At 65.2% G+C, this 15,567-nt stretch carries 10 protein-coding genes; 4 read left to right on the top strand and 6 right to left on the bottom strand.

Translation table 11 applies throughout. The features are described 5' to 3' along the window. Positions 1–6: 6 nt before the first annotated feature. Positions 7–1,014 carry a Bug family tripartite tricarboxylate transporter substrate binding protein gene (locus ACODSU_RS17235; RefSeq protein WP_488843496.1) on the bottom strand — a complete coding sequence of 336 codons (1,008 nt, stop codon included), beginning with the start codon at positions 1,012–1,014 and terminating at the stop codon, positions 7–9. 134 nt (positions 1,015–1,148) lie between these two features. On the opposite strand from ACODSU_RS17235, the gene ACODSU_RS17230 reads away from it, so the two are divergent. Genes ACODSU_RS17230 through ACODSU_RS17220 form a run of 3 tightly spaced genes read left to right on the top strand, consistent with a single transcriptional unit; the run spans position 1,149 to position 3,344 of the window. After that, positions 1,149–1,994, top strand: a complete 846-nt coding sequence (locus ACODSU_RS17230; RefSeq protein ID WP_488843494.1) for an IclR family transcriptional regulator — start codon at positions 1,149–1,151, stop codon at positions 1,992–1,994. Between the two features lie 46 nt (positions 1,995–2,040). Further along, on the top strand, positions 2,041–2,622 hold the full coding sequence (locus tag ACODSU_RS17225; RefSeq protein ID WP_488843492.1) for a peroxidase-related enzyme: 582 nt from the start codon (positions 2,041–2,043) through the stop codon (positions 2,620–2,622). A gap of 8 nt (positions 2,623–2,630) precedes the next feature. After that, positions 2,631–3,344, top strand: a complete 714-nt coding sequence (locus ACODSU_RS17220; RefSeq protein WP_488843490.1) for a hypothetical protein — start codon at positions 2,631–2,633, stop codon at positions 3,342–3,344. 69 nt (positions 3,345–3,413) lie between these two features. On the opposite strand, the gene ACODSU_RS17215 is transcribed toward ACODSU_RS17220, so the two are convergent. The 3 genes from ACODSU_RS17215 to ACODSU_RS17205 form a co-directional block, all read right to left on the bottom strand. Next, positions 3,414–6,575, bottom strand: coding sequence for an EAL domain-containing protein (locus tag ACODSU_RS17215; RefSeq protein ID WP_488843488.1), 3,162 nt, complete (start codon positions 6,573–6,575; stop codon positions 3,414–3,416). A gap of 325 nt (positions 6,576–6,900) precedes the next feature. Then, entirely contained in the window at positions 6,901–7,326 is a 426-nt protein-coding gene (locus ACODSU_RS17210) for an acyl-CoA thioesterase (protein ID WP_110958852.1), read from the bottom strand. A 20-nt stretch (positions 7,327–7,346) separates the two neighbouring features. After that, complete coding sequence (locus ACODSU_RS17205; protein ID WP_015014335.1) at positions 7,347–8,129, bottom strand: SDR family oxidoreductase; 783 nt, start codon at positions 8,127–8,129, stop codon at positions 7,347–7,349. A gap of 139 nt (positions 8,130–8,268) precedes the next feature. On the opposite strand from ACODSU_RS17205, the gene ACODSU_RS17200 reads away from it, so the two are divergent. After that, positions 8,269–9,987 (top strand): electron transfer flavoprotein-ubiquinone oxidoreductase, encoded by a 1,719-nt coding sequence (locus ACODSU_RS17200; RefSeq protein WP_488843486.1) that lies wholly within the window; start codon positions 8,269–8,271, stop codon positions 9,985–9,987. A gap of 93 nt (positions 9,988–10,080) precedes the next feature. Here the strand turns inward: ACODSU_RS17200 and ACODSU_RS17195 are convergent, their stop codons facing one another. Both ACODSU_RS17195 and ACODSU_RS17190 read right to left on the bottom strand, forming a co-directional pair. Next, positions 10,081–11,754, bottom strand: coding sequence for a methyl-accepting chemotaxis protein (locus ACODSU_RS17195; RefSeq protein WP_488843484.1), 1,674 nt, complete (start codon positions 11,752–11,754; stop codon positions 10,081–10,083). A 134-nt stretch (positions 11,755–11,888) separates the two neighbouring features. After that, positions 11,889–15,542 (bottom strand): hydantoinase B/oxoprolinase family protein, encoded by a 3,654-nt coding sequence (locus tag ACODSU_RS17190; RefSeq protein WP_488843482.1) that lies wholly within the window; start codon positions 15,540–15,542, stop codon positions 11,889–11,891. Positions 15,543–15,567: the final 25 nt, after the last annotated feature.

Genomic DNA, 15,567 nt, shown 5'->3' with positions numbered 1-15,567 from the left:
GGTCGATCAGTCCAGGCTAGCGCCCGAGTCCTTCACGATCTTGGACCAGCGGGGCACTTCGGTGCGCAGCACAGCCGAGAACTGCTCGGACGTGCCACCCAGGATTTCGCCGCCTTCAGAGCGCAGCTTGTCAGCCACGTCCGGCTGCTTGAGGGCCTGGTTGATGGCCTTGTTGAGCTGCGCCACGATGGCTGCGGGCGTGCCCGCCGGGGCCAGCACACCGAACCAGGTCACGGCTTCAAAGCCCTTGAACCCGGACTCTGCCAGCGTGGGCACATCGGGCAGTTGTGCGGAACGCTGGGCCGAGGTGATGGCAATGACCTTGAGCTTGCCATTGCGCACATGGCCCAGCAGCGTGGGCACGGACGACATGTACAGGTCGATCTGCCCGCCCATCAGGTCCGTCATGGCCTGGGCTGCGCCCTTGTACGGGATGTGGCGCAGCTGGATGCCAGCCGCGTTCTCGGCCAGTTCACCAGCCAGATGGGCTACGGTGCCGTTGCCCGAGTAGCCCAGCGTCAAGGCATCAGGCTTGCCCTTGGAAGCAGCCACCACATCAGCAAAGGTCTTGAAGCGCGAGTTGACCGGCACGGCCATCACGATGGGCGAGGAAGACACCAGCGCCACGGGCGCCAGGTCCTTGAGCGGGTCGTAGGGCAGCTTCTTGTACAGCGTGGGGTTGATGGCTAGATTGCTGGTCTGCCCCATCACCAGGGTGTAGCCGTCCGGTTCGGACTTGGCCACGGCGTCCACCCCCAGATTGCCGCCGGCACCGGGGCGGTTGTCCACGATCACGTTCCACTTGTTCTGGTCGGCCACCTTCTGCGCCACGGCGCGGGCGATCATGTCCGTACCGCCGCCGGGTGGGAACGGAACAATCAGGCGTATGGGCTTGGCGGGATAGGCGGTTTGCGCCTGCACGGCGCCGTGGGGCATGCCCACGGCGGCGAGGCCCAGAAAGGCAGCGCACAGGCGCGCGCTCAAAGAACGTGAAAGCGATGAAAAAGCGATCATGGATTTGTCTCCGTTATGGTGGTTCGTCACACCGGTCTGCTAAGGCCTGTTCGGGTCCGGCGCCGTGGTGTGCGAATGTACGCACGCGTTTCAACCCATACAATGCAGTTGCATACAATGAAACGAATTGCGCCATGAGCAACCCACCCTCTTCGCAAGCGCGCCCTGCCCCGCGCAAGGCAGCCAAACTGAATGCCACCACTGCTGGGGCCGATGAAAGCGCAGACGCGCCGACCGAAGCGGCGACCAAGGACACCGGCGGCGTGATCGCCGTGACGCGTGCCCTGCAGGTGCTGGAGGCCTTTGCGCTGGGCGAATCCAGCCTGTCCCTGGCAGAGCTGAGCCGCCGCTGCAGCCTTCACAAAACCACCGTACTGCGTCTGGCCCGCACGCTGGCGCAGTCCGGGTTCATGGTGCAGCGCGAAGACGGCGACTGGCGCCTGGGCCCGGCAGCAGGCTGGCTGGGCGCGCGCTACCAAGCGGGTTTTGACGTGCAGAACGTGATGGAGCCTGCGCTGCGTGAGCTGACCGTTGCCACGGGCGAAAGCGCTGCGTTTTACGTGCGTGAAGGCAATGTGCGCACCTGCCTCGTGCGCGTGGAAGGTCCGCAAGCGCTGCGCCACCACGCACGCATGGGCGAAGGACTGCCGCTGGACAAGGGTTCGCCGGGCCGCGTGATCCTGGCGTTTTCGGGCGAGCCGGGCAAGGCCTATGAAGAGATCCGCAAGAAGGGCTACCACTGGTCGATTGGCGAACGGGAACAGGGCGTGGCCACCGTGTCGGCGCCAGTGTTTGGCATGCACTGGCGGCTCATGGGCTCGGTGTGCATCTCAGGGCCGGCCTCGCGTTTGCCCGCCGTAAAGCTCGAAGCGCTGGCGCATACCGTGGTTGCTGCGGCGACGCAGTTGTCCTACGCACTGGCAGGGAGTTCGGCAACCCAGTCCCATGCCCCCGTACGGGCGACCCAGTGGCATCCCTGATACTTGCGTTCGTTATCCACCCCCTACAAAAACCCAGGAGACCACCGTGAGCCGCTACCCCTTCCCCGACCTGAACACCCTGCCCGAGGACATCCGCGCGCGGATTCTTGAAGTGCAGGAGAAGGCAGGGTTCATCCCCAGCGTGTTCCTCGCGTTTGCCCGCCGCCCGGCGGAATGGCGCGCCTTCTTTGCGTACCACGATGCGCTCATGCTCAAGGAGGAAGGCAGCCTGACCAAGGGCGAGCGCGAGATGATCGTCACCACCACCAGCGCCGCCAATCAGTGCCTGTATTGCGTGGTGGCGCATGGCGCGATCCTGCGTATCTACGAGAAGAAGCCGCTCATCGCCGACCAGGTGGCCGTGAACTACCGCAAGGCAGACATCAGCCCCCGGGAGCGGGCCATGCTCGACTTCGCCATGAAGGTGTGCCAGAACGCCCACGAGATAGACGACGCCGATTTCGAGGCCCTGCACCCGCATGGTTTCGATGACGAGGACATCTGGGACATCGCGGCCATCACGGCGTTCTTTGGCCTGTCCAACCGCATGGCCAGCTTCGCCGGCATGCAGCCCAACCCCGAGTTCTATCTGATGGGGCGTGTGCCGAAGGCCAAGCCTGCGGCCTGATTCCCACCATGCGCGCCGCAGCAACGATCTGGCTCTGTGTGCTGGCCGCCCCCGCGGTGCAGGCTGCGGGGTTTGGGCCGCCAGAGGGCACGCTGCCCATTCACCCCTTGTCGGTGGCTGTGCCTGCGGGCGCCCTGTCGCCGCCGCGCTCCTCCGCCCTCTTCCGCGAAGAGTCCAACGCCGGGGCGGCGCCCACGTACTACCTGGGTGCCGGCGTGGCCGGCTCGCGCCTGCAAATCCCGGACTCGCCCGGCGCCACGGCGTGGCAGGTGGTGCCCACAGCGGCTTGCGCGCGCCTGGAGCCCGTGCCCCCTGCGCTGCTGCGAACACCCGCCGTGCAGGCCGTCTTGGTGCAGCAAAACCCCCTGCCCATGGAATGCGCTGCAGCCTTTGAAGGGAGCTGCACCAGCCGCGACGGAAAGCTGCGCATCGCCACGGCCTTTGAGGGCCGTCGCCGCGCCGCGCGCGTGGGTGGCGGTTTTTTCGGCACCGAAGGCACCATCGACACCACCTTCTACACGGGCGTGCGCACGCTCAGCATCGAACACCTGCCCAGCCGTCTGGCGCTGCGCATGCAGGAGCGCCTAAACAACAGCAACGGCTACAGCGCCCCGCAGACGGCCATCCGCTATCTGCCAGAGCTGCAGCGGCTGCTCTTGCTGGGTGCCTCCGAGGCGCAGGGCATGCCCATGGCGCACTGCGTAGCCCTGCCGCCTGGTTGACGGCATTGCTTGCCTTCTGGTCGCCGCAGATGGCGCCGCCCCTTGCCCTCGCCATCTCCGCCGCAGGTATCAGGCAGGCAAGCCAACGTCTTCCTGGGGCACCCAGGGCTGCTGCGCCCGCCACTGGTCCAGCCAGCCCGGCACCTGCTGCGCAGGCATGGGCCGCGCAATGCCATACCCCTGGCCCAGCACGCAGCCCATGGCCAGCAGCTTGCGGCCGTGGGCCACGGTCTCTACACCCTCGGCAATCACCTTGCGATTGAAGGCCTTGGACAGGCCGACCACGCCCTGAACGATGGCCAGGTCATCCCGGTCATCGAGCATGTCGCGCACAAAACTCTGGTCAATCTTGAGCAGCTCTGCGGGCAGCTTTTTCAGATAGGTCAGCGAAGAGTAGCCTGTTCCGAAATCGTCCAGCGCAAAACGCACGCCCAGCTCGGCACATGCGTGCATCAGGCCTGACACCTGCGCCATGTCCTGCAGCGCGCTGGTCTCCACGATCTCCAGCTCCAGCGAAGACGAGGGCACCGTGGGGTGAGCGGCCAGTGCCTGGCGCAGCTTGTGCACAAAGTCATCCCGCTGCAGCTGCCGGGAGAACACATTGACGCTGACCGGCATGTGCAGCCCCGCCGCCAGCCACTGCGCCATCTGCGACAAGGCCAGGTCCAGAACCCGCTCGCCAATCGCCATGGCCAAGTCATGGTCTTCAATCACCGGCAGGAACTGGCCCGGCGCCAGCAGGCCCCGTTCGGGATGCAGCCAGCGGACCAGCGCCTCCATGCCCACCACTTCGCCCGTCTGCATGTTGACCTGGGGCTGGTAGTACAGCACCAGCTGGTGCAGCGCGATGGCAGCGGCAATCTGGTCCAGGCTTTCGCGCTTGATGCGGATGGCAGCATCGCTGGCCACATCGAACAGGTGGAACCGGTTTTTACCCGCCTGCTTGGCCAGGTACATGGCCTGATCCGCATGCCGGATGAGCTGCTCCGAGCTGGAGCCGTCTTGCGGGTAGATGGTGACGCCGATACTGGCGGAGACTTGCAAGGAGTTGCCGCCCACCTGCAACGGCTCTGCGGCCACCTGCAGCAGCCGCAGCAGCAGGGGTTCGCAGTCGTGCTCGGTCGACAGGTCGGACATGACGGCCACAAACTCGTCCCCGCCTATGCGCGCCAGCGTGTCGCCATCACGCAATGCCAACCGCAGGCGCTTGGCAATCGCCACCAGAAACTCGTCGCCCGCCGCGTGACCATAGCGGTCGTTGATGTCCTTGAAGCCATCCAGGTCCAGAAAGGCCACCGCCAGCGACTTTTGGTGCCGCACGCAGTGCGCCATGGCCTGCTGCAGCCGGTCTGCCAGCAGCACGCGGTTGGGCAGGTGCGTCAGCATGTCAAAGTGCGCCACCTCGGCCAGTTGTTCGTTGATGCGGCGCATCTGCGCATTGGCGGCCTCCAGCTCGGCCTGGCTACGCAGGCGCTCCGTCATGTCGCGAACGATCATGCTGCTGTATTGGCGGCCCTCGCTGTCTCCGTAGATGCTGGAGCTGATCTCGGCTGTGAATTGGCTGCCATCGCCCCGGACCATGGTCAGCAGGCCGGCCGCCTGCCCTATCTGCTCGCGCCGCCCGAGCAGCTCGTGCAACCGGGGGTCGGAGGGGTCGGCCAGCCCCGCGCGTCCCCGGGCAATGATTTGCGCTTCGCTCAAGCCAAACAGGCGGCACGCCGCCTGGTTCACGGCCAGCACGGTGCCATCGGGCGAGGTGAGCAGCACAGCGTCCATGCTGTTGTCAAACAGCGCCTGGAACTTGAGTTCGCGGTCCTGCAGCTGCGACGTCAGCTTGCGCCGCATGGTGATGTCGACAAAGGTCACCACGACCTTGTCGAGCTGTCCATCGGCGGTGAACCACGGGTCAGCCCGGCTGAGCACCCAGCAGATGTCTGCATCCTTGCCACGGACGATGCCCCCCACTATCCCGTTGACGGGTTCACGGGTCGCAAGCACCCGCGAGGCGGGGTAGTCGGACACCGGCATCACAGCCCCTTGCTCGTTCACGAAGGACCAGGCCGGGTCGATCAGCTGCTTGCCGGTCATCTGCTCAAAACTCAGCCCCAGCAGCTTGCTGGCCTCGGCGTTGCAGCGCACCACGGCGCCCGTCGCATCGTGGATGACCAGGCCCGTCATCAGGTTGTCGATGAGGGACCGCTGCTCGGTCTCGCTCTCACGCAGCACCCGCTCCACCGCCAGCCGCTGCTGCTCGGCTTCGTGCTCACGGCGGGCGAGGCGCCGTGATACGAGCTTGATGAACACCAGCAACAGGGCCGTCAAGGCCAGCGGCGTGTCGATGCTGCGGGCCCAGACCTGAAAGAACCGGATCTCGGGCTGCCCCACAAAGACGGTCGCGGGGAGTTTGTCGAGCCGGTGGAACAGGTTGATGAAGTTCTGCCCGTTCAACAGCGCATTGGGCCCCTCGACCCGGCCTTGCACCGGGAACCGGTGCTGCGTGAGATACCGTATCAGCGCCCCGTCCCGGCGTGTGCCGTACACCTCGTCCTTGGTGACCGTGGCGGGCACGGGATAGCGGGACATCAGGTAGCCGTCATCGCGCAGCACACCCACGGTGATTTGCTGCACCAGCGGCGCGTCCTGCCAGAGCGACTCCAGAAAATCGACCGGAAACACGTCCGTCAGCACCGCACGGGGCTGCCCTTGCGCGTCCCGCAGCACATGACGCAAGGTGAACACCCAGTCCTGGCCCTGCGCGTCACGCTGGGGTCGTCCCAGGTAGATGTCGTGAAGGTCCTTCGCGTCCCGCGCAAGGTCCTGAAAACCGGATTGATCCGCCACATCGCGCTGGACGTTCCTGCCCGCCGTATGGGACGAGGCCAGTACCTTGCCGTTCATGTCGCTCAGGGAGATCTGGCGGACCTCGGGGCGGTGCTTGCGGTAGTCCGCCAGCAGCTGCTGCGCCAGCGCCAGGTTGTCGATGCCACCGGGGGAGACGGCCATCGTTTCTGCCAGGCTGAACATGCCGGCGCGTTTGGAGAGAAAGAAGGTGTCCAGCGTTCGCGTCAGCAGCATCAGGTTGGACTGCATGTGCTGCTCTTCCCGCTCCTTGACCTGACCCCATTCGTCAAAGGCGTACAGGCCCACCATCAAAAGAACCGACGCGATGACCAGATTGGTCACCTTGTGGATGCTGCTGGCAGCTGCGCTTGCTTGGATGGATGGATTCATTCAGAAAGCACAAAACGGCACGTCGGTGCAGGGTGGGGAGTCTCCTTACCCGGCTCTATTCGTTTTCTTCGGTCGTCCTTCAGGCCATCCTAACAGGTAACAAATTGAACGAGGATACCCGGCAAGCGCCACTGCAGGCCGCCGGGCCGTAGCGTGCGCACGGTCCAGATGGAGAGGGTTGCACGTCGGCCGCACACCAAGCCACGCCAGCTCGAACACTATGTTTTTGATAGCACACCAGGCATGTGATACCTGCGCCACCGACCAAAATAACCCTCAAACGGGTGCTAGAGGCCTTCATCGAGGCAGGGGCCCGCCCTGCGGATCAACCAGCCGTCACCAGTGCCCGCATCCAGTCCGGCAGCGGTGCGGCCTTCTGCTGCGGAAAGTCCACCCAGATCGTCGTGGCGCCGCCCGCCGCACAAATCACGCCCGGCTGGTCCACGCGTTCCATCGTGCCCCAGGTCTCGAACGTGGTGCGGCCCGGGTCGCTCACGTAAAGCTTGAGCAGCACGTCCGCCGGGTATTCGAGCTGCTTGTAAAAGTTGCAGAACGCATTGACGATGACCGGCCCCTGCCCGCGCGGGTCGGGGTTGCAGCCCACCGACACCATCCACTCGATGCGCGCGGTTTCGAGGTAGCGGAAGTACACGGTGTTGTTGACATGGCCCATTGCATCCATGTCGCCCCAGCGCACCGGGAACCGCATTTCAAAGACCAGCTTCTTGACCTCAGGGATTTCGATTTTCATAGCCGCCCGTACCCCGGGGATCAGACCGCGAAGCCGTCATCGGCAGCGATCACCGCCCCGTTCACAAAATGGCTTTGGTCGCTGGCCAGCATCACCAGCAGCGCATCCAGATCCTGAGGCTGGCCCACGCGCTTGCGCGGCAGCATGTCCATGAGCTTCTTGCCCTGCTCGGTCTGCCAGTGGTGGTGGTTGATCTCGGTATCGATGTAGCCAGGGCAGATCGCATTCACGTTGATGCCGAACCGGCCCCACTCCAGGGCCATCGCCCGGGTCATCTGCACCACGGCAGCCTTGCTCATGCAATAGGCGCCGATCTGCGGCAGCACCTTCAGGCCCGCCATCGACGCGATATTGATGATGCGCCCGCCCGTGAAGCTGCCCGGCGCTGCGCCGCGCGAGCGGGCCAGCATGCGCTTGCCCACCTCTTGCGCCACAAAGAAGGCGCCCTTCACGTTGGTGTCGAAAATGAAGTCGTAGTCCTCGGGCGTCACGTCCTGGATGCGCTGGGTGGTGCTCACGCCCGAGTTGTTCACCAGAATGTCAATCGACCCCATTTCGGTCTCGGCATGGGCCACGGCGGACTTGATGGAGTCGTGGTCGGTCACGTCCAGCTCGATCACGTGGGCGTCACCGCCCTCGCCTTCGATGCGCGCGCGCAGCTCCTTGAGTTTTTCCACCCGGCGGCTGGCCAGCACGACGCCTGCGCCCGCGCGGGCCAGCGTGCGGGCAAACTGTGCGCCCAGCCCGCTGGATGCGCCCGTGATGAAGGCCACGCGGCCGGACAAGTCGATGCTGTACGCCATTTAGAGTCTCCCTACTGATCAAAATAGAACGGTCGTTCGATTGTCTATATTCCGTGAATACAATCAGTCGCCAGACAGACAGGGCGCGGTCGGCGCTCTGTAGAAAATAATCCATTATCAAACGCCCGACGAGAAGCCCATGACCAACGAAGAAATCCTCGCCCAATACGGCCCCCGCGAATCCATGGAATACGACGTGGTGGTCGTTGGCGGCGGCCCTGGCGGCCTTGCCACTGCGATCCGCCTGAAGCAACTGGCGGCCGAAAAAGGCCAGGACGTCTCGGTCGTGGTGCTCGAAAAAGGGTCCGAGCCCGGTGCGCACATCCTGTCGGGCGCCATCATGGACCCCAAGGCCCTGACCGAGCTGATCCCCGACTGGAAAAAACGCGGCGCTCCGCTGAACCAGCCCGTCACCGACGACGCCTACATCTTCCTGAGCGAAAAGTCGGGCTTCCGTGTGCCCAACATGTTCCTGCCACCGTTTGCGCAGAACCATGGCAACTACATCATCAGCCTGGGCAACCTGACCAAGTGGCTGGGCGAACAGGCCGAAGCCCTGGGCGTGGAAATCTTCCCCGGCTTCACCGCTGCTGAAGTGCTCTACACAGACGGCTCCGAAAATGGAGGCGTACCTGCGGTACGGGGCGTGGCCACCGGCAACATGGGCGTTGGCAAAGATGGCGAGCCCACCGAGAACTTCCAGCTCGGCATGGAGCTGCTGGGCAAGTACACCGTGTTTGCCGAAGGCGCACGCGGCCACCTGGGCAAGCAGCTGATCGCCAAGTTCCACCTCGACAAGGACCGCGACCCGCAAAGCTTCGGCATCGGCGTGAAGGAATTGTGGGAGATCGACCCCAAGAAGCACCAGCCCGGCTTTGTGATGCACACCGCCGGTTGGCCCATGGAGAACGACACCTATGGCGGCGCCTTCCTGTACCACCTGGAGGGCAACAAGGTGGCCCTGGGCTTCGTCACCGGCCTGGGTTATGCCAACCCCTACCTGAGCCCGTTCGAAGAATTCCAGCGCTGGAAGACACACCCCAACGTCCGCTACTACTTCGAAAACGAAAAGGGCGAAATCACGGCCAAGCGCCTGTCCTACGGCGCACGTGCCATCAACGCCAGCGGCATCAACGCTTTGCCCAAGACGGTGTTCCCGGGCGGCGCACTGGTGGGCTGCAACGCGGGCTACCTGAACGTGGGTCGCATCAAGGGCAGCCACGCCGCCATCAAGACCGGCATGCTGGCCGCCGAAGCCGCTTATGACGCCGTGGTGGCAGGCCGCCAGCACGACGAGCTGACCGCCTACCCCGAAGCCTTCGAAAAGAGCTGGCTGCATACCGAGCTGAACAAGGACCGCAACTTCAAGAACTGGTTCAAGTACGGCCTGACCACCGCCACGCTGATGAACGGCTTTGAGCAGTTTGTGCTGCGCGGCCACATCCCCTGGACGCTGCACCGCGACAAGCCCGACCACGCGTACCTGAAGCCTGCCGCCGAGTGCAAGCCCATCGTCTACCCCAAGCCCGATGGCAAGCTCACGTTTGACCGCCTCTCCAGCGTGTTCATCAGCAACACCAACCACGAAGAGAACCAGCCCGCCCACCTCACGCTCAAGGACGCGAGCGTGCCAGTCAACATCAACCTGGCCAAGTACGCAGGCCCCGAGGCGCGCTACTGCCCGGCGGGTGTGTACGAGTTTGTGCCCGACACGACCAAGGGCGGCGATGCCCAGCGCCTGCAGATCAACGCGCAAAACTGCGTGCACTGCAAGACCTGCGACATCAAGGACCCCACGCAGAACATCGTGTGGGTCACGCCGGAAGGCGGCGGTGGCCCGAACTACGCGGGCATGTAAGCACCGTCAAAATTCATAGCGCCCTGCGATTGAAGGGCCTGCACTGCAGGCCCTTTTTCATAGAAATCAGTCCGATCTGCAGCGCAATACCCCTCACGCAGCTGCGCGCGTAAGCTGAAACTGCCCCATCGCACCCGCCAGCCGGTTGGCCTGGTCCTTGAGGCTCTGGGCCGCTGCGGCGCCCTGCTCCACCAGCGCGGCGTTCTGCTGCGTCATGTGGTCGAGCTGGTCCACCGCCTGGCTCACCTGGCCGATCTGCGTGCTCTGCTCGCTGCTGGCCTCGTTGATCTCGGACATCAGCGTGGTCACACGCTCCACGCTTTGCACGATGTCGCCCATCGTGGAACCTGCGGTCACCACCAGCCGGGCGCCGTCACTCACCTTGTCCACGCTGGTGGAGATCAGCGCCTTGATCTCGCGCGCCGCATTGGCGCTGCGCCCGGCCAGGCCGCGTACCTCGCTGGCCACCACGGCAAAGCCGCGCCCCTGCTCGCCCGCACGCGCCGCCTCCACAGCCGCATTGAGCGCGAGAATGTTGGTCTGGAACGCAATGCCGTCGATGATGCCCACGATGTCCGCGATCTTCTTGCTGCTGGCATTGATCTCTTCCATGGTCTTGACCACCTGGTTGACCACTTCGCCCCCCTTGCTGGCCACCTCGGTGGCGTTGAGCGCCAGCGCGTTGGCCTGGCGCGTGCTGTCGGCATTGGCGGCCACCATCTGTGCCAGTTGGGCAATGCTGGCCGCCGTCTGCTGCAGGTTGCTGGCCGCGTGCTCGGTGCGCATGCTCAGGTCGGTGTTGCCTGCGGCCACTTCGGAGCTGGCGACATGGATGGATTCGCCCGAGTCACGCACCTCGGTCACCACGTAGTGCAGTGACTCGACCATCTTGTCCAGCGCAGTGAGCAGCTGGCCGATCTCGTCGGTGCGCTGGGTTGGCATGCGCACCGTGAGGTCGCCCTGCGCCACCACAGCGGCCGCCTCGGAGGCCTGGCGCAGCGGCAACACGATGGAGCGCCGCAGCAGCCAGCCAAACAGCGCCGACAGAGCCACCACCACCAGCACCGCCACGGCGCTGATCCATTGCGCACGGGACGCGTCGGCAATCATGCTGTCGCCCGCGTTCAGGGAGGACTGCTCCGACGCCGCGAGCAACTGGTCGATGGACCGCAGGTATTGAGTCAACGCGGCGGCGTGCTCCTGCAGCTCCTTCTGGCTGATGATCTTGGCTTCGAGGGCGTTCTGCACCAGCGCGTCCCGCAGCACGGCGTATTTCTGGCGCTCGGCCTGGGCCTGTGCCCACAGCGGCCTCGCGCTCTCGCTGGAAGACGCCTTGGTCAGCGCTTCATCAATGCGCTTGCGCATGGCGTCTTCGGCGGCGATCTGATTGCGCATTTCGGCCACCAGGGGGAACACATCGGACGACAACGTGGCACGCAATGCAATCTGGCCGATATAGACCGACTGGGTTTTCCAGTCGCGCACGGTGCGTTCGATGGGCAATTGCTCCGTGGTCAGCAACGTGGCCTGACGGCTCGTGTCCTGCCCTGTGAGCCAGGTGGTGGCCCCCAGCAGCGCCACCGCAAAGCCCAGAATGCCAAAGCTGGCCGCCAGCTTTTGCCCCACGCTCAGAGTCCGGCGGTGCCGCGCAGGTGCAGGGCTCTGAGCGGCAGCGTCTGGCACGGCACGGCTGAACTCCGCGCCTGCTGGTGCGGCGGAGAAGGCGGCGCCGCCAGGCGCCCCGGATGTGGCGGGCAAATAGTTCATGAGCGTTCTCCTGTTTCATATCCCGCACCGTGCGGGGGTGGAAGCCGGTGGTGGCCAGCGCCGTGCACCGTGGGTCCTCGCTGACTCGCAGCACACAGCACCGGCCCCACCGGGTGGGTCAGCAATCCATCACGTCAGGACGTGACACATTCGCCAAAGCCGCCACCGCCGGGGGTGGCGATCTCGAACACATCGCCCGGCTCCATCAGCGCCGCGCCAATGTGGCCCAGTTCCTCCACCTGGCCGTTGGCACGCAGCACGCGGTTGGCACCGGGCTTGCCGGGCTGGCCGCCCGCCATGCCAAAGGCGGGGTTCAGTCGCCCGTTGGACAGGATGCTGGCCGTCATCGCTTCCAGGAAGCGCACGCGCCGCACGCCACCGTCCCCACCCGCCCAGCGGCCTGCACCGCCCGAGCCGCGCTGGATCTCGTAGCTGTCGAGCACCACCGGGAAGCGGAACTCCAGCACCTCGGGGTCGGTGAGGCGCGAGTTCGTCATGTGGGTCTGGACCACGCTGGTGCCGTCAAAGCCGCGCACCGCCCGGCCCGAGGCGTCCAGCACCGCACCCGCACCGCTGCCACCGGCAATGGTTTCGTAGTACTGGTACTGCGCATTGCCAAAGGTGAAGTTGTTCATGGTGGGCTGGCTACCCGCCATCACGCCCAGGGCGCCAAACAGCGCGTTGGTGATGCAGGTGGAGGTCTCCACGTTGCCCGCCACCACCGAGGCCGGCGGGTTGGGGTTGAGCATGGAGCCTTGGGGAATGATCACCTGCAGGGGCTTGAGGCAACCGGCGTTGAGCGGGATGTCGTCGTCCACCAGCGTGCGGAACACATACAGCACGGCCGCCATGCACACGGCACGCGGTGCGTTGAAGTTGTTCATCTGCTGCGGGCTGGTACCTGCAAAGTCGATGACCGCGCTGCGCTCGGCCACATTGACCTTGACCGACACGCTGATCTGCGCGCCGTTGTCCAGCGGCAGGGTGAAACTGCCGTCCTTGAGCTGCGTGATCACACGGCGCACGGACTCTTCGGCGTTGTCCTGCACATGGCGCATGTAGGCCTGCACAACATCCAGACCAAACTGGTCCACCATCTTCGACAGCTCTTGCACGCCCTTTTCGTTCGCCGCGATCTGTGCACGCAGGTCGGCCAGGTTCTGCTGCGGGTTGCGGCTGGGGTATGGCGTGGTGCCGCCGCCCGTGGCCAGCAGGGTGCGCACTTCCTCTTCCAGAAAGATGCCCCGGTCCACCAGCTTCACGTTGTTGATCTGCACGCCTTCTTCATCGATGCGCGTGGAGAACGGGGGCATGGAGCCCGGTGTGGTGCCGCCAATATCCGCGTGGTGGCCCCGGCTACCCACATAAAACGTGGGCTCGTTGCCCTCGGCCACGTACACCGGGGTGATCACCGTCACATCCGGCAGGTGGGTGCCCCCGTGGTACGGGTCGTTGAGCATGTACACGTCGCCCGGGTGCATCTTGCCCGCGTTCTCGCGGATCACGGTCTTGATGCTCTCGCCCATGGACCCCAGGTGCACGGGCATGTGGGGCGCGTTGGCGATCAGGTTGCCGGCCGCGTCGAATAACGCGCAGCTGAAGTCCAGACGCTCCTTGATGTTGACCGAGTACGCCGTGTTCTGCAGTTGCAGCCCCATCTGCTCGGCAATGTTCATGAACAGGTTGTTGAACACCTCCAGCAGCACCGGGTCCACGGTGGTACCTGCGGCGTACTGCACCTTGCGGGCGGTGACGCGGTCCAGCACCAGGTGGTCCAGGTCGGTCAGGCGCGCAGACCAGCCGGGCTCCACCACGGTGGTGGTGTTCTTCTCGGCAATGATGGCCGGGCCGGGGATCACGTCGCCGGGGTGCAGGTCCTCGCGCACCACCAGGGCCGCGTCGTGCCAGGAGCCGCCCGAGTACATCTGGACCACCTCGCGCTGCGGGTGCTTGCGGTGCGGGTGCACGGGCAGGCGCGGCTCGGCAGGGGCGTCACCGGCAATCATGGCTTCGACCGACACCGCCTCCACCACCAGGCTCTTGCCCGCCATGAGGAAGGCAAAACGCTGGCGGTAGGCGGCCTCAAAGGCTGCCTGGATGCTGGCCATGTCGCCAAACGGCACGACCAGGGCCGAGTCCGTGCCCTCGTAGCGCACATGCACGTTGTGGCGCACCTGCACGGGGTTGGTGCTGACCTGCTGGCGCTCCAGCTCGGCCTGCGCGGCAGCGCCCAGCGTATCCAGGCGCTCGGCGATCAAGGGCAGAGATTCAGCCGCCAGCGGCATCTCCACCGCCTGCTCGCGGATCACCGTTTGGTCAGCCAGGCCCATGCCGTAGGCGCTGAGCACACCAGCCAAGGGGTGCACGAACACGCGCGACATACCCAGGGCATCGGCCACCAGGCAAGCGTGCTGGCCGCCTGCACCACCAAAGCACTGCAGGGTGTAGCGCGTCACGTCATAGCCGCGCGCCACGCTGATCTTCTTGATGGCGTTGGCCATCTGCTGCACGGCAATCTGGATGAAGCCTTCGGCCACTTCTTCGGGCTTGCGCTGGGTCTGCGTCGCAATCTCTTCAAAGCGGGCGCGCACCGCGTCAGCGTCCAGCGTTTCGTTGGCTGCGGGGCCGAACACGCTGGGGAAATAACGGGGCTGCACCTTGCCCACCATCACGTTCGCATCGGTCACGGCCAGGGGGCCGCCCCGGCGGTAGCTCACGGGGCCGGGGTTGGCACCGGCGCTCTCGGGGCCCACGCGGAAACGGGCGCCATCGTAGGCCAGCACCGAGCCACCGCCCGCCGCCACCGTGTGGATACTCATCATGGGAGCGCGCATGCGAACGCCCGCCACGTGGGTCTCGAACTCGCGCTCAAAGGCACCCGCGTAGTGGCTCACGTCGGTGCTGGTGCCGCCCATGTCAAAGCCGATGACCTTCTCGTGCCCGGCCAGGCCCGCTGTGCGCGCCATGCCGACGATGCCGCCTGCAGGGCCGGACAGGATCGCGTCCTTGCCCTGAAACGTGCCCGCATCGGTGAGCCCGCCCGAGGACTGCATGAAGAACAGCTTAACGCCCGGCATCTCGCTGGCCACCTGCTCCACGTAGCGGCGCAGGATGGGCGACAGATACGCATCCACCACCGTGGTATCGCCCCGGCTCACGAACTTCATCATGGGGCTGGTTTCGTGCGAGGTGCTGATCTGAGTGAAGCCCACTTCTTGGGCGATGCGCTTGGCCGCCTGCTCGTGCTGCGTGTAGCGGTAGCCGTGCATGAACACAATGGCCACGCTGCGCAGCCCGCGACCATAGGCGGCCAGCAGGTCACCGCGCAAAGTGGCTTCGTCCAGGTTCTGCAGCACGCCACCATGGGCGCCCATGCGTTCGCGGGCCTCGATGACTTCGGTGTAGAGCAGCTCGGGCAGCTGGATGTGGCGGTCAAACAGGCGCGGGCGGTTCTGGTAAGCGATGCGCAGTGCATCGCGAAAGCCGCGTGTGGTGACCAGCAGCGTGGGCTCGCCCTTGCGCTCCAGCAGTGCGTTGGTGGCTACCGTGGTGCCCATCTTCACGCACTCCACCAGCGCGGGCGTGACGGGCTCGCCAGGCTTCAGGCCCAGCAGGTGGCGGATGCCCGCCACGGCGGCATCCTTGTACTGCTCGGGGTTCTCGGACAACAACTTGTGGGTGGTCAGGGAGCCATCGGGCCGCTTGGCCACGATGTCGGTGAAAGTGCCGCCCCGGTCGATCCAGAACTGCCAGCGTGGGGTGTGCGTTTGGGGTGTCATGGTGGTCATGTGTAGTGGCTCCGAGATAAAAAAA

The organism is Acidovorax sp. FG48 (assembly GCF_057809085.1).
Note: the sequence above shows the minus strand (reverse complement) of the source record. Positions and strands in the feature narration are given on the sequence as shown.

Bases quoted from the DNA above. Each gene is read 5' to 3' on its own strand.
- ACODSU_RS17235 (WP_488843496.1), bottom strand. From the start codon at position 1,014: ATGATCGCTTTTTCATCGCTTTCACGTTCTTTGAGCGCGCGCCTGTGC.
- ACODSU_RS17230 (WP_488843494.1), top strand. From the start codon at position 1,149: ATGAGCAACCCACCCTCTTCGCAAGCGCGCCCTGCCCCGCGCAAGGCA.
- ACODSU_RS17220 (WP_488843490.1), top strand. From the start codon at position 2,631: ATGCGCGCCGCAGCAACGATCTGGCTCTGTGTGCTGGCCGCCCCCGCG.
- ACODSU_RS17215 (WP_488843488.1), bottom strand. From the start codon at position 6,575: ATGAATCCATCCATCCAAGCAAGCGCAGCTGCCAGCAGCATCCACAAG.
- ACODSU_RS17210 (WP_110958852.1), bottom strand. From the start codon at position 7,326: ATGAAAATCGAAATCCCTGAGGTCAAGAAGCTGGTCTTTGAAATGCGG.
- ACODSU_RS17205 (WP_015014335.1), bottom strand. From the start codon at position 8,129: ATGGCGTACAGCATCGACTTGTCCGGCCGCGTGGCCTTCATCACGGGC.
- ACODSU_RS17200 (WP_488843486.1), top strand. From the start codon at position 8,269: ATGACCAACGAAGAAATCCTCGCCCAATACGGCCCCCGCGAATCCATG.
- ACODSU_RS17195 (WP_488843484.1), bottom strand. From the start codon at position 11,754: ATGAACTATTTGCCCGCCACATCCGGGGCGCCTGGCGGCGCCGCCTTC.
- ACODSU_RS17190 (WP_488843482.1), bottom strand. From the start codon at position 15,542: ATGACCACCATGACACCCCAAACGCACACCCCACGCTGGCAGTTCTGG.